At 34.2% G+C, this 23,924-nt stretch carries 18 protein-coding genes and 3 tRNA genes; 7 read left to right on the top strand and 14 right to left on the bottom strand.

Features of this window, described 5'->3' with window-relative positions:
• Positions 1–2: 2 nt before the first annotated feature.
• From HQN62_RS15360 to HQN62_RS15325, 8 genes are all read right to left on the bottom strand, one after another.
• Complete coding sequence (locus HQN62_RS15360; RefSeq protein WP_173505038.1) at positions 3–1,127, bottom strand: O-antigen ligase family protein; 1,125 nt, start codon at positions 1,125–1,127, stop codon at positions 3–5.
• Positions 1,124–2,467, bottom strand: coding sequence for a murein biosynthesis integral membrane protein MurJ (gene murJ, locus HQN62_RS15355; RefSeq protein ID WP_173505037.1), 1,344 nt, complete (start codon positions 2,465–2,467; stop codon positions 1,124–1,126). Before murJ ends, HQN62_RS15360 begins: the two co-directional genes overlap by 4 nt.
• Positions 2,468–2,477: 10 nt before the next feature.
• Positions 2,478–3,572 carry a glycosyltransferase family 4 protein gene (locus HQN62_RS15350; protein WP_173505036.1) on the bottom strand — a complete coding sequence of 365 codons (1,095 nt, stop codon included), beginning with the start codon at positions 3,570–3,572 and terminating at the stop codon, positions 2,478–2,480.
• Positions 3,573–3,836: 264 nt separating this feature from the next.
• Entirely contained in the window at positions 3,837–4,742 is a 906-nt protein-coding gene (locus HQN62_RS15345) for an N-acetylmuramoyl-L-alanine amidase (protein ID WP_116797593.1), read from the bottom strand.
• 36 nt (positions 4,743–4,778) lie between these two features.
• Positions 4,779–5,270, bottom strand: a complete 492-nt coding sequence (locus HQN62_RS15340; protein WP_116797594.1) for a hypothetical protein — start codon at positions 5,268–5,270, stop codon at positions 4,779–4,781.
• A 79-nt stretch (positions 5,271–5,349) separates the two neighbouring features.
• On the bottom strand, positions 5,350–6,663 hold the full coding sequence (rimO, locus tag HQN62_RS15335; protein WP_116797595.1) for a 30S ribosomal protein S12 methylthiotransferase RimO: 1,314 nt from the start codon (positions 6,661–6,663) through the stop codon (positions 5,350–5,352).
• A 350-nt stretch (positions 6,664–7,013) separates the two neighbouring features.
• On the bottom strand, positions 7,014–8,519 hold the full coding sequence (locus HQN62_RS15330) for an OmpP1/FadL family transporter (RefSeq protein ID WP_173505035.1): 1,506 nt from the start codon (positions 8,517–8,519) through the stop codon (positions 7,014–7,016).
• Positions 8,520–8,563: 44 nt separating this feature from the next.
• A complete protein-coding gene (locus HQN62_RS15325; protein WP_173505034.1) occupies positions 8,564–9,511 on the bottom strand; it encodes a hypothetical protein in 948 nt (315 codons plus the stop codon).
• Positions 9,512–9,613: 102 nt separating this feature from the next.
• Here HQN62_RS15325 and proS point away from each other — a divergent pair, with 102 nt between their 5' ends.
• From proS to rpsT, 5 genes are all read left to right on the top strand, one after another.
• Positions 9,614–11,092 (top strand): proline--tRNA ligase, encoded by a 1,479-nt coding sequence (gene proS, locus HQN62_RS15320; protein WP_173505033.1) that lies wholly within the window; start codon positions 9,614–9,616, stop codon positions 11,090–11,092.
• 78 nt (positions 11,093–11,170) lie between these two features.
• Positions 11,171–11,242, top strand: a tRNA-Glu gene (locus HQN62_RS15315).
• Between the two features lie 45 nt (positions 11,243–11,287).
• A tRNA-Glu gene (locus HQN62_RS15310) sits at positions 11,288–11,359 on the top strand.
• 44 nt (positions 11,360–11,403) lie between these two features.
• Positions 11,404–11,475: transfer RNA gene (locus HQN62_RS15305), tRNA-Glu, on the top strand.
• 36 nt (positions 11,476–11,511) lie between these two features.
• The gene (gene rpsT / locus HQN62_RS15300; protein ID WP_039109573.1) at positions 11,512–11,763 is read left to right on the top strand and encodes a 30S ribosomal protein S20; all 252 of its coding nucleotides are present in this window, start codon (positions 11,512–11,514) and stop codon (positions 11,761–11,763) included.
• Positions 11,764–11,857: 94 nt separating this feature from the next.
• Here rpsT and HQN62_RS15295 read toward each other — a convergent pair whose 3' ends face one another.
• On the bottom strand, positions 11,858–12,256 hold the full coding sequence (locus tag HQN62_RS15295) for a response regulator (protein WP_116797598.1): 399 nt from the start codon (positions 12,254–12,256) through the stop codon (positions 11,858–11,860).
• Positions 12,257–12,260: 4 nt separating this feature from the next.
• The gene (locus tag HQN62_RS15290) at positions 12,261–13,973 is read right to left on the bottom strand and encodes a PAS domain-containing sensor histidine kinase (protein ID WP_173505032.1); all 1,713 of its coding nucleotides are present in this window, start codon (positions 13,971–13,973) and stop codon (positions 12,261–12,263) included.
• 173 nt (positions 13,974–14,146) lie between these two features.
• Here HQN62_RS15290 and typA point away from each other — a divergent pair, with 173 nt between their 5' ends.
• Positions 14,147–15,943, top strand: a complete 1,797-nt coding sequence (typA, locus tag HQN62_RS15285) for a translational GTPase TypA (RefSeq protein WP_173505031.1) — start codon at positions 14,147–14,149, stop codon at positions 15,941–15,943.
• Between the two features lie 109 nt (positions 15,944–16,052).
• On the opposite strand, the gene HQN62_RS15280 is transcribed toward typA, so the two are convergent.
• From HQN62_RS15280 to HQN62_RS15265, 4 genes are all read right to left on the bottom strand, one after another.
• Positions 16,053–18,188, bottom strand: coding sequence for a GH92 family glycosyl hydrolase (locus tag HQN62_RS15280; RefSeq protein ID WP_173505030.1), 2,136 nt, complete (start codon positions 18,186–18,188; stop codon positions 16,053–16,055).
• A 3-nt stretch (positions 18,189–18,191) separates the two neighbouring features.
• Positions 18,192–19,112: an alpha/beta hydrolase gene (locus HQN62_RS15275; RefSeq protein ID WP_173505029.1), complete on the bottom strand. Its 921-nt coding sequence runs from the start codon at positions 19,110–19,112 to the stop codon at positions 18,192–18,194.
• A gap of 16 nt (positions 19,113–19,128) precedes the next feature.
• Positions 19,129–20,964 (bottom strand): glycoside hydrolase family 13 protein, encoded by a 1,836-nt coding sequence (locus HQN62_RS15270; protein ID WP_173505028.1) that lies wholly within the window; start codon positions 20,962–20,964, stop codon positions 19,129–19,131.
• A 79-nt stretch (positions 20,965–21,043) separates the two neighbouring features.
• On the bottom strand, positions 21,044–22,951 hold the full coding sequence (locus HQN62_RS15265; RefSeq protein WP_173505027.1) for a beta-L-arabinofuranosidase domain-containing protein: 1,908 nt from the start codon (positions 22,949–22,951) through the stop codon (positions 21,044–21,046).
• 123 nt (positions 22,952–23,074) lie between these two features.
• Here HQN62_RS15265 and HQN62_RS15260 point away from each other — a divergent pair, with 123 nt between their 5' ends.
• Positions 23,075–23,920 carry an AraC family transcriptional regulator gene (locus HQN62_RS15260; protein WP_173505026.1) on the top strand — a complete coding sequence of 282 codons (846 nt, stop codon included), beginning with the start codon at positions 23,075–23,077 and terminating at the stop codon, positions 23,918–23,920.
• Positions 23,921–23,924 lie beyond the last annotated feature (4 nt).

The raw sequence follows: 23,924 nt of genomic DNA, 5'->3' as shown, positions 1-23,924 counted from the left end.
TTTTAATGAAGTAGGGTTTCCAAACATGTATATTCTTCTGTTTTCTTTATTTCTATCTGTTGAAAAAGCCATATGGATATGGACAACAAAATGTAATTATTGAAAAAATTATGGGTCGTTAGCATATAAATAAATAGAGAAAAAGAGACTAATAAAAGTAAAAAGTCTTGTTTGAAATAATGAATGCCACTCAAAACGAACCCTCCGTAAAGCCATAAAAAATATAGAAAAACAAATATCCCAGCTTCGCCAATTATTAAAAGCGGAGTGTTGTGCACACCCTCTATTCCGTAGGCTTTGTCATCTTCTCCGTATGTTTTTCCACTAAAACTCAAATATCCATTTCCGAAAAATGGATGATCTAAAATCCGATCATAATATTTAGCCCAAGTTAATGTTCTTGAATTTTCGGCTAAATCCTGACTAATTTTTCCATCGAGTATAGTGGCGAATGCCTCAAGACGTTTTGTATTAAAATCAAATTTATTTCCAAAAGAAACAAAAAAACTAATCAATACAATTCCTAAAATAATTTTGTAGGAATTTTTATAACTGATGGATAAGGAAAGAATATTAACGAGTACCCAAAGCAATAAAAAAGTTCTTGAAAAGGTTACAAAACCTGCATAGGAAAACAAGATTTGCCCAATAATTTTTATTTTTTTGTCAGAAATTGAAAAACTAAAACAGTAGCCAAGAATACAGATACAACCGGCAAAATTTGGGTTCAAGTAAAAACCACTATAACGGCCTCCGATATCTATTACAAAGATTGATTCGTATATGATACTGAATGCGCCAATCAATAGCAAAGTGAATATTTCATTTTTTGTAACATCTTTTATCACACTGGCCCCCATGGTTACAAAAATTAAATATTTGATAAAAGTAGCCATGAACCCTTCTGAATTCTGAGAATCGATGAGGATCGAAATTAAGAAATACGATAGTCCAAGAATAACCAAAGGGACAATTGGCATTTCCTTTTTATGGAGAAAATAAATAATAATAAGAAAGAAAGTCCCATAACTCAAAAAAGCTCCGGTAGTAGCATCCAGATGTACCAGGGAAAAGCTAGGCAGATTACAAAAGAGTAATGTTAGAATGACTATTTTTAAATATGTCATAGTGAAAGATCTTTTTTTTGTTGGTATCTAACGAATACAAAAAGAACTATAAAATTGATACTATATACTAGAGTGGTGGCAATTGCGAGTCCATAAATGCCATACTTTTTGGCAAAATAATAATTGAGTATTACATTCAAAACCAGATTGATTATTGAAGCATAAAACATATGAATGTTTTTGTTGATGCTGGTTAGGAATTTTATGATGATAATAGTAGCAATATAAAATGGAACGTATATCAAAATTATTTTTTGAATTTGAGATACTACCAATGTATTTTGGGCAGTAAAATTCCCTCTTTCAAATAAGAGTGTAATAGTGGTTTCTGAAAAAATGAATAGAAAAGCAGCAATAATTAATGAGGTAAAGAAAACAGTTGTTATGGATTGGTATAAAACGCGATAGGCTTTTTGCCTGTTATCCTGCACTAGATTTGAAAAATAAGGTAATATAACATTTCCTATCGAGATCACTAGAACGGTGGCCAGAAAGGATGGAATTTTCATACCATAATTGAATGAGGCTATAGAACCTACTGCCAACTGAGCTGCAAAAAACTGATTGACAAAACCAGTGGAGCCGGTTAAAAAACCAGAACCTATTTTTGAAGGCAATTGTTTGTAAATCATTTTGATATTCGATGAATTGAAATTGGGCTTTGCAAATTGTAAGGTTTTTTTATAAACCGATACTATCAAAACATAAGCCAATTCCAGAAAACTTCCCACGAGCATTCCGATTGCCAGAAGGGTATAGCCCATTTGATTTTTGAAAAAAAACAAGCAACCCAAAATTACGATTGAAGTAAAAACGGACGAAATGGAAGAAAAACCAAATAGTCCCTTTATTTCTAAAAGACAACTGAATAAAGAAGAGAAGGACCAAAAAAGAATGCAAGGCAATACAACATAAAATTGAGACCGAATGAGATGATAATACTGTAAGCTATGATTTTTAAAAACAGATTCCAGGAATAAATCGGTAAAAAGATAGGACACAAGCATAAGGACTATTCCCAAACCAAAAGTAAGGATAACACAGGCACTAAGAAAAGAGGCAGCTGTTGATGAAGTTTTCATTTCGGCAATGTAATTGGGTACAAAAACGTTTTGGAAAGAGGACATGAAAACAGTGTTTATAAACCCTGGTATCAATGTCGCGATGAGGAAAGTATCCAGTATCTCGGAAAGGCCGAAAGTACTCCCGACTTCCATCTCTTTAAAAAAACCCATTCCTTTCACTATTAGAGTCATAAATCCAACAGTGAAAACATTTATTAATATTGGGTTTTTAATGAAGTGGGAAATGTTTTTTTTTTTCAAAATGAAACTTTGCATTTATAATGTTTTAGGTTCCTTGAAATACTAATGATTTCCATTGTTTGTATATCTCATCTGGATGATATTTAGCCGTTGATTGTATGGCATTCGAGCTAAATTTTAAACGCAGCTCCTCATTTTCCATTAATTTAGACATTTGTTTTTCCAATTGTTTTTGATTGTTGTTTTCAAACAGAAAACCATTTTCTGTATGTTTAATCATTTCGGATGGACCAGAATTACAATCTGAAGCGATGCATGGAATTCCAAAAGATAAGGCCTCCAATAAAGCATTTGGGAAACCTTCGGATTGGGATGTAAAAACAAATAGTTTAGCACTATTGTAATAATCCTCAATATTGCTTACTGTTCCAATAAAGTCAACTTTATTTGCAATGCCTAATCTTTTGGCTAACATTTGGTATTCCGTTTTTAAAACACCATCTCCAACAAGTACAAGTCTCCAATTCTTTGTGTTCAAATTGGCAAAAGCTTCTAAAAGTAGTTTCTGATTTTTATTGGCATCCAATCGACCTACTGTCAAAATAATATTGTCTCTTTTTCCATATTCTTCCCGTCTAGATAAAAGATTTTCATCAATTGGATTCGGAATAATTTGAATTTTTTTTGGTTTCAAAAAATGTTGAAAGTATTTTTTTGAAAAAGAGGCCTGAACAATAAGTGCATCAGTAAAATGATAAAGAATGCGTACGGAAATTTTTCGGAACAAAGAAAGTTGATATACTTCGGGATTGTTTCTCTCGCTAATATAAGAAGCACTTTTTATAAAAAAATTACTTAAAATAACTAAGATATTAGCTGTTGTGGTAAAACTTATAAGTATATCAATTTTATTGTGCCTTACTATTTTTATCAGTTGTTTGATAAACCTGAAATTGTTTTTTAGCGCTATGAACCAATTTACGCTTGGAATGTAAGCTTCTTTTAAAAAATGAATTTGAATGCTGTTATCAACAGTGTACATCGTTTTTGTTTTATTCAAAACAAGGAGAAAAACTTCATTTTCATTTATAAATTTATTGGCTAGTGTGACTGCAACCCGTTCGGCACCACCAGCCTCTAGAGAGGGAATTATAAAAGCTACTTTTTTCTTTTTTATCATCAAATACGCTTTTTAAAAAGGAAAATAGTTTTAATGATTTTTGAGGTCTTGATTATTTAAATTTCACGAACTGTATCTCATAGCTCCGCGTTTCAAACTCCCATTTTTAGGTTCAAAATAGAGAAGTTGAAAAGTAGAATTTGGGCTAAACATCTGATACTTATTGATTAAATGTATAAAAAAATGTTGAAAGTTGACGTAGAAACACAAAAAAACGCCTTTTGAATCGACCAAAAAGCGTTTTTTATAGATTAAGTGAAAATTTTATTTTTTGTAAATCGAGTAGATAGTGCTAATCGTTTTTTCGTCCAAAATATCATTAACTTCAGTTTGGATGTAATGAAGTTTGAAGGCCATTATGGCAGCCGAAAGATTTTTGGTATTGTATCCTATTACTTGTAGACCTTGTTCCACATTAAAGTCACTGGGTGGACAAGGTAAAGTGTCGTCTTGCCAAACTCCAAAACCATTCAAGGCTAGAAGCTTCCATGGAAATAAGGCGCTCGGATCTTTTTTTCTAGTTGGCGCAATATCTGCATGACCAATTATGTTTTGTGTAGGGATATTGTAGTCTTTTTTCAATTTGGTCAAAAGTGCCAATAAAGTATTTATCTGTAAATCCGAAAAGGGTTCAGAGCCATTATTGTCTAATTCAATTCCGATGGAACTGGAGTTTATGTCTGTGTCCTTTCCCCAGGATCCATTTCCGGCATGCCAAGCTCTTAGGTAATCATTGAGCATATGAACTACTTTTCCATCTCTGGCAATCACGTAGTGTGCACTCACTTTAGTGTCTTTTAAAGTAAAAGTTTTTATAGTTTGCTGTATCGAATCCTGCGCTGTGTGATGGAGAATTATGAAATTAGGCTTTCTTAAATTAAAATTGACTGTACCCACCCACTCTGAGGCAATGCCATTTTGTAGAATATTGGTATCAGTTTTAGAAAGTGTATCCTTATAGTTAAGTAATTGATTTTTGTATCGATACGCAACACTGTCAATTACTACATTGGGTTCACTTTTTAATGGAATAGCTTCTTTTGCGGATATAGTTTCTTTTAAGTTTTTTATTTGAGCATTGTATTCCTTTTCGGTTGCTTTATGAGGGTTTTTTGTTGCACAGGAAGCAATAAAAAGAAGAAGAATGATATTGTAAAAGTGCTTTTTCATAAGGTAGGCATTTCAAAAAAGTTTTATACTAAACTCTTAGTGTTTTCTAGATTCTATTTTATTTTTTCGGTCCTCACTCAAGATTTGATATTTTGCTTTTTGGTCTTTGTTCAATATTTCCATTACTTCCAAATCCGTCATTTCGCCAAGAACCTTAAATTCTTTTTCTTTCTCCTCGTCACTGCTCTCTTTTTTGATTAGAGCCTCTTGTTTTTTGAGTGATTTGGTATAAATATTATTGAGTACTATTACTTGAAGATCATCCAAACTAAGTTCCTTTTTGTAATAATCTACAATTTTGGCTGCAGTTACTTCCACCGGAATCTCTTTAGGTTTGTTTTGTTGATTGCTTTGTGACATTTGTGACATTTGGTTGGATCTGCCATAACCATTCCCACCGTATCCGCCGCCGCCGTATCCGCCGCCGCCATAACCGTTTCCGCCGTATCCATTTCCGTATTGAGCCGAAATGGTATTAGCTGACAAGAATAAAAAAGCTATAAAAAGTACTGTTTTAAATATTTTCATAATTATAAAAATTTAAAAAATTAAAATTCTGCACATTAGCCCAAAGGGCGGACTGACCAAATAATCTGCAATCTAAAAACTAAACTGGTTCTCCGTATAAATCAAACTCTGTTGCTTCAATAATTTTAATCATTGCAAATTCACCAGTTTTAACATAGTGTTTTGTAGCGTCAATTAAAACTTCGTTATCCACATCTGGACTGTCAAATTCTGTTCTTCCCACAAAATGGCCTCCTTCTTTTCTGTCAATAATGCATCTAAAAGTCTTACCCACTTTCTCTTGGTTCAAATCCCATGAAATCTGAGACTGCAGTTCCATTATTTCATTGGCACGGTCTTGTTTTACGTTGTCCGGAACATCGTCTTCAAGTAAATAAGCATGCGTGTTTTCTTCATGGGAATAAGCAAAACAACCCATTCTGTCAAATTTCATTTCTTGGACAAAATCTTTCAGGATGTTGAAATCTTCTTGAGTCTCTCCAGGATAACCAACGATCAAAGTCGTACGAATAGCCATTCCAGGAACCGCTGCTCTAAAGTCTTTCAATAATTGTGTGGTTTTTTCTTGAGTAGTTCCGCGACGCATTGATTTTAAAATTGAATCCGATATGTGTTGCAACGGAATATCAATATAATTACAAATCTTAGGTTCGCGTTTCATGATTTCAAGAACATCCATTGGGAAACCGGTAGGGAAGGCGTAATGCAAACGAATCCACTCAATTCCTTCGACTTTTACCAAGGCTTCAAGCAATTCGCCCAACGCTCTTTTTTTATATAAATCAAGACCATAATAAGTTAAGTCTTGAGCAATTAAAATCAATTCTTTCACACCGTTTTTAGCAAGTCCTTCGGCTTCTTTTACCAGTTTTTCAATGGTTTGGGAAACGTTTTTTCCTCTCATTAACGGGATAGCACAAAAACTGCAAGGTCTGTCACAACCTTCTGAAATTTTTAGATAAGCATAGTTTTTTGGAGTGGTTGTCAAACGTTCTCCCAATAATTCATGCTTGTAATCGGCACCCAAAGCCTTCAATAATGCAGGCAATTCAGTAGTTCCAAAATACTGATCCACATTTGGAATCTCTTTTTCTAAGTCCGGTCTGTATCTTTCAGATAAACAACCCGTAACAAAAACTTTATCTACAAGTCCTCTCTCTTTTTTATCGGCATATTCCAAAATCATGTTTACCGATTCGGCTTTTGCATTATCAATAAAACCGCAAGTGTTAATCACGATAATATTCCCTTCATCTTCTGCTTTGGCTTCGTGGGTTACCTCTTTTCCGCTCGCACGGAGTTGTCCCATTAGCACTTCACTGTCATACACATTCTTGGAACACCCTAACGTGATCACATTTATTTTGTTCTTTTTTAAAGACTTCGTTCTCATAGTATTATATCCTTGATAATTTAGGAATTTGCAAAATTACAATTTTTTGGGCAAACCCTGCCTGTTTCCTCTCAAAATGCCTGTTTTTGATAGCATAAAAATAATTTGGAGCAGCACATTTGATGTGTTCAAGACCATTAATCCCGCTATTCGTTGCAATCTTATAAGCCGAACCCCGGCTTATAAGGATTTTTACTTCTATCGGGGCTTGACTAGTTATTTAGTTTTTCATAACATGAATCAAAAACTCTTCCTTATTATATTCAATATTAAATCATTTTTACCATAAAAAATGAAAACCACTTTTGAGTATGTTCAAAAGTGGTTCAGTTATATGGAGTGAGTGTTTTTTACATTTCAAATATGACAGTCATAGTGAAATTGTTTTTGTACGTATTGATTCTGGCGCTTTCTGTAAAACCTTGCGAAAAGAACTGATTTTGTGATGTGGAATGAACATTCACATACGAAAAATCAAGCTTTATGGAGCCAAAACTATATCCTAAACCACCAGAAAAACTGTTTAAATCGCCTACAGTAGCCGAATTATTATAAGGACTTCCTTCAAAACGATATCCGCCTCTTAGTCTGAAGTTTTGTATTTTATATTCGGCACCCACTCTTACTTCATTGCTGCTACCAAGGGCATTATGCATAGCACTATTTAAACCTCTGTAATAAGGATCGTTTGTTGGGCTAAATTCTGTACAGCTATAGTCTTTGTATTTGTAATCTACACTTATTAACCCCGATTTTCCAAAAATATAGGCAAAACTTCCGGTTAAACTTCCGGGAGTGCGTAAATCATAAGGAGCATAATAATTAATAACAAATGGATCGACCACATCAGGAGGAAGTGTTTCTGCGATGTTGCTGCTAATGGCTGTTAATCTTTGCGAAAGTTCGTCTTGTAAATTATACCATGTTGGTGATTCATATGCAAAACCCAAACGCATTTCATTAGTTAATTTTGCAATAGCTCCTACTTGGAATGAAAAACCTGCTCCATAAGTATGTAAACTATTTGAAAAATTCAAGCTCTTAACTTCATAATTTGCATCCAAAGGATTATTGTTGGATTCATAGAAGTTAGTGTTCTGTACGTAATCAGTAAAGTGAGAATTCAGGTTAAAACCAAAATACAAGAAATCTTTGTATTGTAATCCGCTGTTAAAAATAAGTTTCCCGTTATAACCATGGGAATAAGTACTGTTTTCTTGATGGTAATTGCCTCCTGAGCGAACATTTGATGTGTATAATGTATTAGTGGGAGTGTTGCTTACTGGGTTGATGATATAGCCTTGATAGCCCAGAAAAGCTTGCTGTGCTCCATTGTCTAAACTAGCATAATTACCATTTTCGAGTAAATCTAAAGGAACTCCATTTGCATAACTTATAAAATAATTTGCAACTGAATTTACAGGGCTTGTTCCAGCTGAAAATAATGAATTGTCATAATTATTAGTATTTTCATAATTGATGGACATCGAGAATTTTTTCCAATCGTTATTAGGGTTTCTGGTTTTAAAAACGAAAACACCTCCTGCTTGATTTAGGTCGAAATTGCTATCACTTGCCGAAGTGCCAGTACCAAAATAATCAGAATTGTTTTTGGTGCTGTAACTCCCCATTGTAGTGGCAAATTGATTGTTGTTGAATACCGCCGAACCCGCTGGATTTACATTGATGGATGATAAATCTCCTCCCAGTGCTCCAAAAGCACCGCTCATAGCTGTAAAACGAGCTGTTCCGTGCAATTCGCTTTGTGTATAACGCATTGCATCTTTAATTTCCTGTGAGTGTATTGTAGAGAACGTTAGCCCTGCTACTAAAAATAACAATAGGTTCTTTTTCATTTGGTTGGTCTTAGGGTTGGTTAATTTCTAGTTCAGTGATTTTTCTATCTTCTGCCGCCACCACCCATTCTACCGCCACCGCCGCCGCCGCTAGACATTCTGGCACCTCCACCGCTAGACATACTGCTGCTGCTACCACTACTTCTGTATGAACTATTACTGCTACTAGGAGAGTAACTTGATCGTTGGTAATTGCTGGAGGAGTTGGATCGGCTTTGTGTGTAAGAACTTCTTGATTGATTTTGAGTGTAATTTCTCGATGAAGTATTACTATTTCGGTTCGTGAAAGTAGGAGCCTGTCTACTTATGCTAGTACTGTTTCTATTGTAAGTACTATTTCTGCTTGTAATACCGTTTCTGCTATAGGCGCTAACTCTATTATTGTTGTAAATTGAATTGTTATAACTTCCGCCATAAGAGGAACCTCTTCTACTGTAATTATAAGCATAAGGTGTTGCGTGAGCATATCCATAACCATAACCGGGATAGCCGCATCCGTATCCTGGATATCCCCATCCGTAACCCGGGTATCCCCAACCATAATAAGGATATCCCCAGCCATAATATGGGTATCCATATCCATAACCATAATAAGGGTAACCCCAACCAAATCCTATTGACCAATAACTGTCGGGATATACAACTACAGTTGTTTCTTGAGGAGAACTACCCCAGGATGCATAGCCTGTTGATGGTGCTTGTATAGAATCATTTTCGGTATTATAGTTACTGCCATAACTATTTACATCTGTAAATATTTCACCAGAACCTCCAGTGCTTTGTAATGAACTGAAGTATTGTTTGTATTGAATTGAAGCTGAATTGGGTTGGTTGTCCTTTATCACAATTTTCTCTCCATTTGTGCTATAAACTCCGTCATTATCGTAATAGGAACTATTTTGGTAAGAGCCACAAGAGGTTACTACTAAACTCAAAAAGCCGATTAAGAAATAAAGTGGTGTTTTCCGAGTAATTAATGCATTTGTTTTCATTTCGGTAGATTATTTTATTGTTGGACAATACAAATTTAGTTAGTTTTGCGTAATTATTTAGTTAAATTATATATAAACAAATATTATGCCAAATTATTCAAAATGAGCAAGAACCTTACGACACGAGCAGAAGATTATTCAAAATGGTACAATGAGTTGGTTGTTAAGGCCGATTTAGCTGAAAATTCAGGAGTTAGAGGATGTATGGTGATTAAGCCATATGGGTATGCTATATGGGAAAAAATGCAAGCAGAATTGGATAGAATGTTTAAAGAAACAGGACATCAAAATGCCTATTTCCCTTTATTTGTTCCTAAAAGCATGTTTGAAGCCGAAGAGAAAAATGCTGAAGGATTTGCCAAGGAATGTGCCATTGTTACTCACTATAGATTGAAAAATGATCCGGATAAACCTGGGAAACTAATGGTGGATCCCAATGCAAAACTGGAAGAAGAATTAATTGTCCGTCCTACTAGTGAAGCTATTATTTGGTCTACCTATAAAGGATGGGTACAATCCTACAGAGATTTACCATTGTTAATTAACCAATGGGCCAATGTGGTGCGTTGGGAAATGAGAACCCGATTATTCTTGAGAACTGCTGAGTTTTTATGGCAAGAAGGACATACGGCACATGCAACGAAAGCTGAGGCTGTAGAAGAATCAGAGAAAATGATGCATGTGTATGCTGATTTTGCCGAGAATTTTATGGCAATTCCAGTTATAAAAGGATTGAAAACAGAAACAGAACGTTTTGCCGGTGCTGAAGAAACCTACTGTATCGAAGCCTTGATGCAGGATGGAAAAGCCTTGCAGGCTGGAACTTCTCACTTTTTGGGTCAAAATTTCGCAAAAGCTTTTGATGTTAAATTTGCTAATGCAGAAGGTAAGCAAGAACACGTTTGGGGAACTTCATGGGGTGTTTCGACCCGATTGATGGGAGCGCTGGTAATGACGCATTCTGACGACCAAGGATTGGTGTTGCCTCCTAATTTAGCTCCGATTCAAGTTGTTATTGTTCCTATATATAAGAGTGATGAACAATTGGAAGTTATTTCAAGCGAAGTGGATGTTTTGGTTAAAGCGTTAAGAAAATTAAATATCTCGGTAAAATTCGATAATAGAACAACTCAAAAACCAGGATTCAAATTTGCTGAATGGGAATTAAAAGGAGTGCCTGTGCGAATAGCTGTAGGTCCAAAAGATTTGGAAAACGGAACTTTTGAAGTAGCTAGAAGAGATACTTTGACCAAAGAAGTGGTTTTAAAAGATGGAATCACAACTTATATAAGCGATTTATTGGAGCAAATTCAAAAAGATTTGTTCGAAAAAGCATTAAATTATAGAAATACTCACATTACAGAAGTAAATAGTTTTGACGAGTTTAAGGCTATTCTTGATGGTGAAGGAGGCTTTGTTTCAGCACATTGGGATGGTACTGCGGAGACCGAAGAGAAAATTAAAGAATTGACAAAAGCAACGATAAGATGCATTCCTTTGGATAGGGTTGAACAGGCGGGAAGCTGTGTGTTTACTGGTAAAAGTTCGGTTGGAAGGGTGCTGTTTGCTAAGGCATATTAAAAAAAATAAATTTTTTTTGCCTCTACTATTGCGCTTCTCAAAAATAGTTGTATTTTTGCATCCGCATTACAGAAGTAGGGTCCGTTCGTCTATCGGTTAGGACGCCAGGTTTTCATCCTGGTAAGGGGGGTTCGATTCCCCCACGGACTACAAGAAGTATTTAGATTGAAAAATTTCTGAGAATAAAAAAACAACGGTCCGTTCGTCTATCGGTTAGGACGCCAGGTTTTCATCCTGGTAAGGGGGGTTCGATTCCCCCACGGACTACAATTTTTTTTGATCTAGAATGTTCCAGAACTTAGAGGGATAATGGTCCGTTCGTCTAGGGGTTAGGACGCCAGAATTTCATTCTGGTAACAGGGGTTCGATTCCCTTACGGACTACAAAAAATGAAATAATTAAGATAAAAAGATAACAAAATGGCAAATCATAAGTCAGCTCTAAAAAGAATTAGAAGTAACGAAAAGAGAAGAGTATTAAATAGATACCAACACAAAACGACTCGTAATGCTATTAAAGCATTAAGAATTGCAACTGATAAAGTTGATGCGACTTCAAAATTGTCAAGTGTAATCTCTATGATCGATAAATTAGCAAAGAAAAACATCATTCATGATAATAAAGCTTCAAACTTGAAGTCTAAGTTAACTAAGCATGTTGCTAAATTGTAAGTAATATAATTTATATAAAAAAAAGCTCCTTTTTAAGGGGCTTTTTTTTATGTCTGATTCTTGGTGAATCAAATTCTTAAATTTTGAAATATTTTTAAAGTTTGCTATTTAAATAATCCAACATTTCAACAGTGATGGGTTTGGATAGAAATCCAATGACATTGGGGTATGATTTCGATTTTTTGATGTCCTCTGGATCTATGGTTGACGTTAAAATGATAACTTTTGTATTGTTTAGGTTAAAATAATTGGAAGCATTAAACAAATCGAGAAACTCCCATCCACCCATGACAGGCATATTTAAATCTAAAAAGATTAATTGTGGCTTTTTTTCTTGATTGGGATTGTTGTTAATTGTGTTGATTAAATTAATAGCTTCCTGGCCATTAAAAGTGTTTGTTATTTCTTTTGCAAAAGAAGCTTTTTGTACTACTTTTTTGAATAGCATCAATGTGATAGGGTCGTCATCAATGCACATGATAAGTTCCAACATTTTATCAGGATTTAAATGTTAGTGTGAATTCAGTTCCTTTTTCAACCTCGCTTTGTATACTAATAGTGCCTCCCATGGTTTCTATTTGTGATTTGACTAAGAATAAGCCTAATCCTTTGCTGTCTGGGTAATCGTGAAATCTTTGGTATAGTCCGAAAATTTTATTTTTATTTCTTTCTAAATCGATGCCTATGCCATTGTCTCTGAAAAGGATTTTTATAGTGTCGTTTTCTTCTTCAGCTATTATAATGTCAATTACTAAGTCTCGGTTTTTTGATCTGTATTTTAAAGAATTGGTGAGTAAATTGATAAAGATGCTTTCAAAATAGGCTTTGTTTGTGTTTATTTTAACAACATTTCCGTAAATGATATTTAATTGTGGTTTTATGCTCTCGAGCTGTATATGGAGTTGGTTAAGAATGTTTTTGAAAATGTCTCGTATCTGTAATTCTTCGTTTTGTATGGATGTGCTGTCTTTTATGGTAATTACCTTGGCGAGATCATTAATGGTTTCATTGAGTAAGTGTGTTGATATTTTAAAGCCTCTAAGGATTTCTTTTAATTCTTCGTCTTCAATTGTAAAGTCTTCAATTAGATTCAATAATCCAGTCAAGTTGGATAGGGGGGCTCTTAAATTGTGAGAGGTGATATAAGAAAACTGTTTTAAGTCTTTGTTGTTTTGGGTTAATTCTCTTATGAGTATTTCTTTTTCTTTTTCTAATTTTTTTTCTTCTGTAATATCTCTTTGTATGGAAATCCAGTGGGAAAGATCGTGTTCAAGATTATAAACTGGAATAAAGGATAGTCTGACCCAGTATTCGGATTGGTCTTTTTTATTAAGGATGATTTCCAGAAAACATTCTGTTTTGTTTTTTATGGAGTCTGTCAGTTTTTCAATTTCTTGCAAGTCGGAATTTTTACCCATAAAGAAATTAGGGGATTTGCCTATTATTTCGGAATGCTCATAACCTGACATTTTGCTAAAAGCAGGGTTGGCAAAAACTATTTTTGGAATTTGATTGTCGTCTGAGAATGCTTGGGTGATGATGATAGAATCTTTGGCTTCGGTAAAAACGGTTTCAAGTAATTTTAAGCGATTTTCTTCTTCCTTTTGTTTGGTGATGTCCTGTATAGCACCAATCATTCGGACGGCTTTTCCATTTTCGTCTTTTAGAATAAAACCTCTGTCCAATACATATTTGTATGTGCCGTCTGCACATTTAAAGCGATATTGATCCTGCCATTTTTCTGTTTTTTGTTCCAAAAAAGAATAAAGTTTAACCGACATTTTTATACTGTCTTCAGGATGAATATTATCAAACCACCACTTGGAATTTTTTCCCACTTGATCTTGGCTGTAACCAAATATTCCTTTGATTCCCTTATTCCAGGTGATGTGATCCTCTGGGATTTTCCAGTCCCAAATAGTGTCGCTAGTGGCTTTGGCAACGATGTCGTATTTGTCGTTTGATTCTTTTAATTTATCATTAGTTTGTCTGAGACTTTTATTGATTTCAGTATTTCTTTTGTCGTTTTTGGACAAGATGTATCTAAAGAGAATTCCTGTAATAGTGATGAAAAATATGTCTTTGATGAAACTGAAATTATAGCAATCCAAATGCGAAGAATATTGTTTGGCTAATTTAAAGCTAATGATAGCTAAAAATAATGCGAAAAGGGTGTAGATTAAGGTTATTTGGTTGGCTTTGTTTTTCATTAATCAAATATAATTAATAAATGTTAAAATTTAAAACATCGATTTAAATAAATTCGGACATCATAATTTTAAGTTTACAATAAGTGCTTATGTGTTAACAAAATAGCAAACTATTGCGTAAAGGTTTTTTATATCAAAATAAAGTGTACCTTTGCACCCATTAAAAATCACAGATGGAAGCTATTAGAAACATTGCAATTATTGCCCACGTCGATCACGGTAAAACAACTTTGGTTGATAAAATTATGTATCACTGTCAATTATTTCGTGACAACGAAAACACAGGTGATTTAATCCTTGATAACAACGACTTAGAGCGCGAAAGAGGTATTACTATTACTTCTAAAAATGTTTCGGTTCAGTATAAAGGTACCAAAATCAATATTATCGATACTCCTGGTCACGCCGATTTTGGTGGTGAGGTAGAGCGTGTTTTGAACATGGCTGATGGTGTTTGTCTTTTGGTGGATGCTTTTGAAGGTCCAATGCCACAAACTCGTTTTGTATTACAAAAAGCTATTGATTTAGGTCTTAAGCCTTGTGTTGTAATCAACAAAGTAGATAAAGAAAACTGTACTCCTGAAGAAGTTCATGAAAAAGTTTTTGACTTAATGTTCGAATTAGGTGCTCAAGAATGGCAGTTGGATTTCCCAACCGTTTATGGTTCAGCTAAGAATAACTGGATGTCTGATCACTGGGAAAACGTAACTGATAATGTTGAAGCATTGTTGGATATGGTTGTTGAGAATGTACCTGCTCCTAAGGTTTCCGAAGGAACTCCACAAATGTTGATTACATCTTTAGATTTCTCAGCTTTTACAGGACGTATTGCTATTGGTCGTCTAGAAAGAGGAGTTTTAAAAGAAGGTATGCCAATCTCATTGGTTAAAAGAGATGGTACAATAATAAAATCAAGAATTAAAGAGCTTCATACTTTTGAAGGTCTTGGACGTAAAAAAGTACTAGAAGTAATTGCTGGAGATATCTGTGCGATTGTTGGAGTTGAAGGATTTGAAATTGGAGATACTATCGCTGATTTTGAAAATCCAGAAGCGTTGAAAACAATTGATATTGATGAGCCTACAATGAGTATGTTGTTTACAATTAACGATTCTCCTTTCTTTGGAAAAGAGGGTAAATTTGTAACTTCTCGTCATATTAGAGAGCGTTTGACAAAGGAATTAGAGAAAAACTTAGCAATGAAATTGGGTGAAACTGATTCTGCTGATAAGTTTATGGTTTTTGGTCGTGGTGTACTTCACTTGTCTGTTCTTATTGAAACAATGAGAAGAGAAGGTTACGAATTGCAAATTGGTCAGCCACAGGTTATCATTAAAGAAATTGATGGTAAAAAATGTGAACCAATTGAGGAATTGACAATTGATTTACCAGAAACTCTTTCAGGTAGAGCGGTTGAGTTCGTTACTATGCGTAAAGGTGAAATGCTGAGTATGGAAACTAAAGGGGAGCGTATGATTGTAAAATTTAATATTCCATCACGTGGAATTATTGGATTGCGTAATCAATTGCTTACTGCTACTGCAGGTGAGGCTATTATGGCACACCGTTTTATAGGATACGAACCTTACAAAGGAGAAATTGCTGGACGTAACAAAGGTTCATTGATTTCTATGGAAAAAGGAAAAGCTATTCCTTATTCTATCGATAAATTACAAGATCGTGGTAAGTTTTTTGTTGAACCAAATGCCGAAATTTACGAAGGTCAGGTAATTGGAGAAAACTCTCGTGGTGATGATATGTGTGTAAACGTAACTAAAGAGAAAAAACAATCTAACGTTCGTTCTTCTGGGAATGATGAAAAAGCGAGAATTATTCCTCCAATCATTTTCTCTCTTGAAGAAGCTTTAGAATATATTCAAAAAGATGAGTATGTTGAGGTAACTCCAAAATCTATTCGTTTGAGAAAAATTTATTTGACAGAAACAGATAGAAAAAGATTTAAAATCTAAAAGATTTAAATTTCAATATTTAAAATCCCAAATTCCTAAGTACTGGAATTTGGGATTTTTCATTTTAGAAGTTTTCTTAGACTTTGAAAAGCAGCTTGTTTTTTATATTTTACTCAAATTTCAACTCACCACCCTGCATAATTTGTTTGTAATTGATTTCGATTCCATTAATTTTGGTTCCGTTCAAGGTAGTTTTTTTATAAGATTTTTCATCACAAATAATGCTTAAAGTTATATTTTCAGCGAGATGTATAGTTGCTTTTTTGACCTGTGGCATTCCAAAAACAAATGCACCAGTAGCAGGATTTATGGGATAAAAACCTAAAGTGGTGAAAATATACCATGCGCTCATTTGACCACAATCGTCATTGCCTGTAATTCCGTTTGGGGTATTATTGTAAAACTGATTATAGATTTGAGTAATTAATTTTTTACCTTTTTCAGGTTCGTTCGAGTAGGCATACAAATAGGAAATATGGTGGCTAGGTTCATTTCCATGGGCATATTGACCAATCATTCCTTCTTGACCAAGATGTCTGTTGTCTTTTTCACCATTTAGTGTAAAAAAAGTATTCAACTGTTTGGTGAATTGTTCTTTTCCCCCTAATAAGTTTGTAACTCCCGTAATATCGTGTTGAGTAGAAGCCCAGGAATATTGCCATGCGTTGGCTTCAGTATAATCTCCAGGATTATTCATAGGAGAGGTCGGTTTTAAAGGGTCGAATGGCGTTCTCCAATGACCCTGAGTATCTTTTCCTCTCATTAATCCCGTTTCTTTGTCGAATATGTTTTTGTAATAAGAGGCTCTTTTATAATAAGTTTTGGCAACCGTTTTACGGCCTAACTTTTCGGCTAATAACGCCACACAGTAATCGTCATAACCACTTTCTAATGTTCTGGAAACGGATTCGTTATCTATTTTGTCAAATGGATAATACCCATATTTACTGTATAAAGTCCAATCGCTATTGGGGTGATTTTTGGTAGTAGTTTCAATCATAGCTTGCAAAGCTTCATTAGCATCAAAACCTTTGAATCCTTTGATGTAAGCATCTGTTATTATTGGAATTGCATGATTGCCAATCATGCAATTGTTTTCTTGTCCCCAAACTGTCCAAATAGGCAAATATCCCGCAGCCTTATGATGAAGGAGCATTGTGTTTATAAAACCGTTTACACGTTCTGGAACAAGTATAGTGTATAAAGGATTTGCAGCTCTATAGGTATCCCAAAGCGAAAGTGTCGAATAATATTCTCTGTTGGGTGCTGTTGCAATTTTATCATCGGCACCACGGTATTTTCCGTCTACATCGGCAATATTGCTGGGTTGAGTAAATAAATGGTACAGGGAAGTATAAAATATTTCTTTTTGTTTTTGAGGAGCTTCAATTTCGATTTTAGCTAAATAACTGTTCCATTTGGCTTTGGCATTGGCTACCGTTTGTTCAAAATCCCAATGGGGCAATTCCATTTTTAAATTATTTTTAGCTCCTTCAATGCTTACCGTTGAAAACGCAATTTTGGCTTGTAACGTTTTGTTTTTTAATTCGAAATTAACAATATATCTAGGCGCTTTTTCTTTGGGTTTTTTAGGTAATTCTATTGCGTTTGAAAACGGAGTATCAAATGTCAATGTAAAGAAATATTTTCGCTCTACCCAGTTTTTGTTATGACAATAGCCTGAAATAGTTGTGTTGCTTTCAATGCTAACTTTACTGTCCAATACCAATGAGTCCGTTAAAAAACGCAATCCGTGTTGAATGTCAATCAATAATTTAGCTTTGTTTGTGGGATAGATAAATTGATTAAAGGCTACTCTCTCAGTTGCTGTTAGATTTACTTTTATACTGTCGTTTAATGTAACCGAGTACAAACCTGGACTGGCTTTTTCAGTTTTTTTGTTATAACTAGTTTTGAAATTTTCAGTTTTGTTTTCTACAAACGGGAGTAATAGAACATCCCCTAAATCATTAATGCCGGTTCCGCTCAAGTGGGTTTGGGAAAAGCCTAGAATTTCAGGATTCTTATATTGATAACCCGAAGTGTAATCCCAACCTATATCAACATTGTCTGGACTGGGCTGTACCATTCCAAAAGGCAAACAAGCACCAGGAAAAGTATGACCTGTTCCATCAGTTCCTATAAAGGGATTGACAAATTGGGTAAAATCTTTAGATTCTTCTTTACTTGAACAACTTTCTAAGGAAAGAAATAGTAAAAAAAATAAGATTGATAATTTTTGCATATTTTACTTTTTTAATAAAAACAACAGTGGAATATCCAATCTCTTAGCCCATGCTTGTTCTGAATGATTTTCTCCAGGGAAGGATTTAGTTTCCCAGTTTTTGTTAGTAAAACCTTTGGCTTTCATTACAATATCTATTTTTTCTTGCAAAGGTTTATACATGGCGTCAAGGGTCTGGTCTCCATAGTCAAAATAGATTTTATGGTCTTTTGGGTTTGGGAGATTTGCTTTTAAATAATTGGCAAAAGCATCTGGAATAGGATTATTGATAGCAGAAAATGTCCCTGGCCAGTGCGTTGACAGGCAGGCTGCACCACCGAAAATTTTTGGATATTCGCAAATGGCGTACATAGATATTAGTCCTCCCATACTGGATCCCGCTATAAATGTGTTCTTTTGATCGGTCTTTGTCGAGAAATTTTTATCAATAAATGGTTTTAATTCGTTTACCAGAAATTTTAAATACAAATCCGAATAGGGAGTGAAGATTTCTTTGGTTCTTCCTGCTTTTTGTAATTGAGCAGTGACCGTGTCTTTTTGAATTTGTGTTAAACTTTCATAAGGTTTTTGGGGGAAATATTCGGGATGTCGTTTGGCGCCATTGTTCCAAATTCCGACAACTATGAATTTTTGAGTTTTGCCTTCTCCGATTAATTTTCCTGCAACTTCGTCAACTTCCCAAGCTTGTTTGTTCCAAGTACTTTCGGCATCATACAAGGCTTGACCGTCATTCATGTATAAAACGGCATATTTTTCTTTGTTTGAATATCCGTCTGGTAACCAAATATCGATGTTTCGGGCATCAATTAGTCTGGATTGAAAATTTGCCATGCGTTGTACTTTTCCGGAAGTAACTTTGACTTCTTGAGCGTTTGAAGGGAAGCTAAGCATTCCTACAATGAATAAGATTATAGATTTTTTCATTTTAAAACTATTATGTTTATTTTATTTCTAGAATTATGGCGCTTTTTGGAGCGATTTCTAAAGTATTATTTACGGTGATGTCGTTATTGCTAATAATTTCTTTGGCATTGAATGTATTAGGTACCATTTTATTGTATTTATTCATATCGAGATTTACTTTTTCTTTGTTTTTATTCAAAATCACCATTACTTTTTCTTTGTCATTGTATCTGAAATAGACGTAAACATCATTCTTTTCTGGAGCATAATGGATGAATTTACCGTTATGAATGACAGCTGCATTTTTTCTCCAATTGAGTAAATTACTCAAGTATTTTTGGGCTTCAAGTTCTTTGGTGTCAAGTCCTTTTCCTGTAACAGCATTTTTACTGTCTCCAGGCCAGCCTCCATAAAAATCAGCTCGTCTTTGACCGTCATTTCCTGATTTTTCATTGGTAAATAATAATTCGGTTCCGTAATAAAATTGAGGAATTCCTCTCATTGTGGTGTATAGTGCCATGGCGATTTTCCAGTTATCAAGGTCTTTATTCAGCCTAGAAAATATACGATCCATGTCATGATTGTCCGGGAAAATCAATAAATTGTTAGGATTTGGATAGAGATAATCTTGCCCCATTCCTTTATAGTGTTCTTTCCAAGTAGATTCCCAATCATTTTTTGTAGTGAGGGATTTTACTAAGTTTTCTGTTAAAGCAAAATCCATCAAAGTTGGTAAATAGCATTTATAACCATCAACATTCACTTTATCTTTTTGCCAATAGGCCGAAAGCTCAGTTACTGTGGTCATTTCTTCTCCCACTATATTAAAATTAGGATATTCGTCCAAAACAGTCTTCGTCCATTTAGCCAAAAAATCTTTATCGGCATAAGAAAAAGTATCTTCTCTAAAGCCAGATAGTCCTGCATATTCTACCCACCAAATCGTATTTTGAATTAGGAAACTCGCCATAAAAGGATTTCTCTGATTGAGATCGGGCATGGAAGTATCAAACCAGCCATCCGTATAACCAATTTTATCTTGTTCGGTTGCGTAAGGGTCTAACAAAGTTGATTTGATATGATTGGTTCTTGTCTTGGTTTCCTGAAAATTAAGCCAGTCTTTCATAGGTAAATCTTTGACAAAATAATATTCGGATCCACAATGATTGAGAACTACGTCCCAAATTACACCAATGTTTCTTTTTTTTGCTTCACTAACCAGTCTTTTGAAATCTTCATTAGTACCATAACGGCTGTCTATTTTGTAAAAATCGGTAGCAGCATAACCGTGATAGGAATACTTTGGCATATTGTTTTCTACAAGAGGTGTGTTCCAAATTTGAGTATAGCCTAAGGTTTTTATATAATCTAAATTATTTATGATTCCTTGAATATCACCGCCGTGTCTGCCGCTTTCATCAGAGCGATTGGATTTTTCTAAACTACCAGTTGTATTGTCATTTTTAGGGTCTCCATTGGCAAAACGGTCGGGCATTAGTAATAAAATAGCATCTTTTGGAGCGAAACTAGCTCGGTTTGCACTATTGATTTCTCTCGGCAATAATGGAAAATCTTTAGTGATTATGGTTTTATTGTTGTTTTTGAAATTTATTTTGGCAGTCCCAACAACAGTTTCTGGGCTAATATTTATCGTTACAAATAAATAGTTAGGGTTTTCTACCTTTTCAGTTTTTACAATTTTTACTCCTTGGTATTTTATTTCAGGTTCTAAATTATGAATATTAGTTCCGTAAACCAAAAGGGTTATTTGATTTAGTTTCATTCCAACCCACCAATTTCCGGGTTCAATACGACTGATTTGTGCGTTTAGGCTATTTGCTATAATTAAAAATAGGATTGCAAATTTTTTCATTTATTTAGAATTTGTTCGTTGATATAATTTGATCTACTTTATTTTTTAAATTGTAAATGTCGATTTAAAATATTTTAGATTAAAAAGAAGCCTGTCTTAATACCGTTTGTCCAAAAGGAACTAAAACAACATTCTCTAATTGATCGGTAGCGGTGTTTTTTAAGGTTACGTTGATTGTATCATTCTCAAATTTTGCATTGTTATTTTCAATGAATTGATATTTTGTATTTTCTATCGGACTATAAGTTACATCATAAAAATCTCCCTTGTATATTTTACCCTTAAGTTCGTTTGCTTTAATTGGTTTAGCAAAAACTTGTGCGCCATAAGTGAAATATTTTTCTTGATTGGCATCTTCTTTCACTATGATTGAAGCCTTGAACTCAATTTGTACTTGGTCTTCTTTGTTGAATTTTCTGTCTAGAACAATAAATCCATTTTCTTGTGTAAATTTCTCTTTGGTTTCAACTTGTGTTGCCCAACTGGGTTTTCTAATTTTTAGTTTAAAGTTACCGTTTTTTGGATTGTAAATTTTAAATGTAAACTTGTTTTTAAAAGGATATTCAGTGATTTCTTCAATTCGAATAGGATTATTGTCTATCGTTGTTTCAACATCATTTGGAGAAAGTACTGTAGCGACCAATGTATTATTTCCTTCTTTCATCCATGATTTTTCTAAAAAATAAGGTGTAATTCTTCCTGCATTTGGATTGCAACAAACGGCTACGTCTTGATGCGCGGGTGAATATTTATAGCGGGTTTGTTTGCGGTCGGGTTCTATTTCACCATTTTTGGTGCCTAACATTTCATACGAATTATCGGTTTTGAGATAAGCAATACAAGAATGTTTGGGGTCCCGACTACCTTGAGCGGCATTGTAGAAAATGGTCTCAATTTCATCGGCAGTTTTTATTTGACCTTCTTTTTGCATTAATACCGTATAACTATCCAGTAATTCGTGCAAAGAGCAATATTCATAACCGGTATGCGTTGCATTTGCATTTCTTTCTGCAATCCATTCATCGCCAATTGCTCCACCGGTTTGGGTTGTTGCATTTTCAATTCTTTGTATATAAATGGCTAAGGCTTTTTTCAATTCTGGATTTTCAGTTGCATAAGTGGCCACAATCAATGGACGTAAATGTTCGAAAGTATGAACACCATGAGATTGTAACTTGTAATTTGGATTAAGAATATTGGCTAATTGAACATCCTTTTCGGATTGATAGGTTTTAGAAAAATCTAAATACAGAAACAAAGCATAATCCACGTATTTTTTGTCTCCAGTCATTTGATACATTTTGTCCAATACATCTGTAAATGTTAGTCCGTGCGATACACCACCGTTGAATTTTTCACCTGATGAAAATGGACTCGATGCATTTATTGGATAATTTTCCATTACATTATTGACTGCTTTAACCAATGCATTCCAAACTTTTTGGTCTTTAGAATAGTCATAGTAGGCGAGCAGCCCTCTGTATAATGTAGCTTTTGACCAAAGTTCTCCATTTTCTGAATTGAATTTATAACGCAATTCGGGATCATAAATTCCGAGATAGCCATCAGCATCTTGTGTGGCCAAAATACGATAAACATATTTTTTTGTTTTTTCTATACCCGCTTTATCATCAAGCAGTATTACATTCCGAATATATCCATCCCACCAATTGGATTGTGTTTCGCTGTTCCACCACATATATTGTTCGCTTCCTTCGGCATCACCTTCTTTTAGATTTCCTAACTCTTTGTTTTTAGAATGTTTTTGAAGCCTTCCTGTGCCATAAATTGGATCATTAATTAAGTCAGGCACCAATTGATCCAAATTACCCACAAATCCGTTTATATCTTTTTGCATTTGTACTTTAATCCAACCATTTGGTTTTATGCTGCCAAAAGGTAATAATTGATATTTTTCGGCTACTTTTTCTTGAGCATTCATAAAACTAAAGGTAAATAAACAGATTGTAATTGCTAAGTGTTTCATTTTTAAGTTATTTTATTCAAAATTAATTCCTTTTCGTTGGATTTTATAATTCGGAATTATTAATTTATGATACTATACTCAATTATTTTAATTATTTTTACTTATAAATTGAAAGTATAGTGTATGAAACCCATTTATGAAGACATAAATTCACATCAAGGCATTGCTAGTTTTTATGCTTACCGATTTCAAATTCCTTATTTTGAATTTAAATGGCACTATCATCCTGAATTTGAATTGACGTATATTATAAAAGGGAGTGGATATCGATTGATTGGGAATAGTCATGAGACTTTTGGAGACGGTGATTTGGTTTTGTCAGGTTCCTATTTGCCACATACTTGGGTTGGTAAATCAAATGATTTTGAAGATTTTGATGCTGTTGTAATACAATTTTCACCCACTTTTATTGATTCTTTTTTAGGATTTGAAGAGAGTATTGCCTTAAAGTCGCTGCTAGAGAAGTCCAAAAAAGGTTTGTTTTTTCCGGCAAAAAATTTGGAATTAAAAGCTGATTTGGTACAATTGGTAGATTCTAATGGTTTTAATCGGATCATTGATTTGATTAAAATTTTGAATCAATTGACAGTTTGTGAACAGAAGGTATTGTGTTCGAATCCATTTCAAACAGTGAATTCTGCGGAAAGTGAAAATAGAATCAATGTAGTTTGTAATTTTTTGGAAAATCATTTTGCCGAATCCATAACATTGAAGCAAGTTGCCGATTTGATTCCATTGACGGAAAATAATTTTTGTAATTTTTTTAAAAAAGCTACCGGAAAGACCTTTTCAGATTATTTGAATGCTATTCGGATAAACAGAAGCTGTCAATTACTGTTGCAAACAGATAAGCTTATAAATAGTATTGCTTTTGAATGTGGATTTGAAAATTTAAGTTATTTTAATCGTGTTTTTTTGAAGAAAAAAGGGATGACACCCAAGGCGTTTAGGAAAAAGATCTTTGAATAAAAAT

Source organism: Flavobacterium sp. M31R6 (assembly GCF_013284035.1).
Classification (GTDB): Bacteria; Bacteroidota; Bacteroidia; order Flavobacteriales; family Flavobacteriaceae; genus Flavobacterium.
The sequence above is the reverse complement of the archived record's forward strand: the minus strand, read 5'-3'. Positions and strand labels throughout refer to the sequence as shown.

What these genes read in the sequence shown, in the direction of transcription:
- HQN62_RS15360 (WP_173505038.1), bottom strand. Translation starts at nt 1,127, where the DNA reads ATGACATATTTAAAAATAGTCATTCTAACATTACTCTTTTGTAATCTG.
- murJ (WP_173505037.1), bottom strand. Translation starts at nt 2,467, where the DNA reads ATGCAAAGTTTCATTTTGAAAAAAAAAAACATTTCCCACTTCATTAAA.
- HQN62_RS15350 (WP_173505036.1), bottom strand. Translation starts at nt 3,572, where the DNA reads ATGATAAAAAAGAAAAAAGTAGCTTTTATAATTCCCTCTCTAGAGGCT.
- HQN62_RS15345 (WP_116797593.1), bottom strand. Translation starts at nt 4,742, where the DNA reads ATGAAAAAGCACTTTTACAATATCATTCTTCTTCTTTTTATTGCTTCC.
- HQN62_RS15340 (WP_116797594.1), bottom strand. Translation starts at nt 5,270, where the DNA reads ATGAAAATATTTAAAACAGTACTTTTTATAGCTTTTTTATTCTTGTCA.
- rimO (WP_116797595.1), bottom strand. Translation starts at nt 6,663, where the DNA reads ATGAGAACGAAGTCTTTAAAAAAGAACAAAATAAATGTGATCACGTTA.
- HQN62_RS15330 (WP_173505035.1), bottom strand. Translation starts at nt 8,519, where the DNA reads ATGAAAAAGAACCTATTGTTATTTTTAGTAGCAGGGCTAACGTTCTCT.
- HQN62_RS15325 (WP_173505034.1), bottom strand. Translation starts at nt 9,511, where the DNA reads ATGAAAACAAATGCATTAATTACTCGGAAAACACCACTTTATTTCTTA.
- proS (WP_173505033.1), top strand. Translation starts at nt 9,614, where the DNA reads ATGAGCAAGAACCTTACGACACGAGCAGAAGATTATTCAAAATGGTAC.
- rpsT (WP_039109573.1), top strand. Translation starts at nt 11,512, where the DNA reads ATGGCAAATCATAAGTCAGCTCTAAAAAGAATTAGAAGTAACGAAAAG.
- HQN62_RS15295 (WP_116797598.1), bottom strand. Translation starts at nt 12,256, where the DNA reads ATGTTGGAACTTATCATGTGCATTGATGACGACCCTATCACATTGATG.
- HQN62_RS15290 (WP_173505032.1), bottom strand. Translation starts at nt 13,973, where the DNA reads ATGAAAAACAAAGCCAACCAAATAACCTTAATCTACACCCTTTTCGCA.
- typA (WP_173505031.1), top strand. Translation starts at nt 14,147, where the DNA reads ATGGAAGCTATTAGAAACATTGCAATTATTGCCCACGTCGATCACGGT.
- HQN62_RS15280 (WP_173505030.1), bottom strand. Translation starts at nt 18,188, where the DNA reads ATGCAAAAATTATCAATCTTATTTTTTTTACTATTTCTTTCCTTAGAA.
- HQN62_RS15275 (WP_173505029.1), bottom strand. Translation starts at nt 19,112, where the DNA reads ATGAAAAAATCTATAATCTTATTCATTGTAGGAATGCTTAGCTTCCCT.
- HQN62_RS15270 (WP_173505028.1), bottom strand. Translation starts at nt 20,964, where the DNA reads ATGAAAAAATTTGCAATCCTATTTTTAATTATAGCAAATAGCCTAAAC.
- HQN62_RS15265 (WP_173505027.1), bottom strand. Translation starts at nt 22,951, where the DNA reads ATGAAACACTTAGCAATTACAATCTGTTTATTTACCTTTAGTTTTATG.
- HQN62_RS15260 (WP_173505026.1), top strand. Translation starts at nt 23,075, where the DNA reads ATGAAACCCATTTATGAAGACATAAATTCACATCAAGGCATTGCTAGT.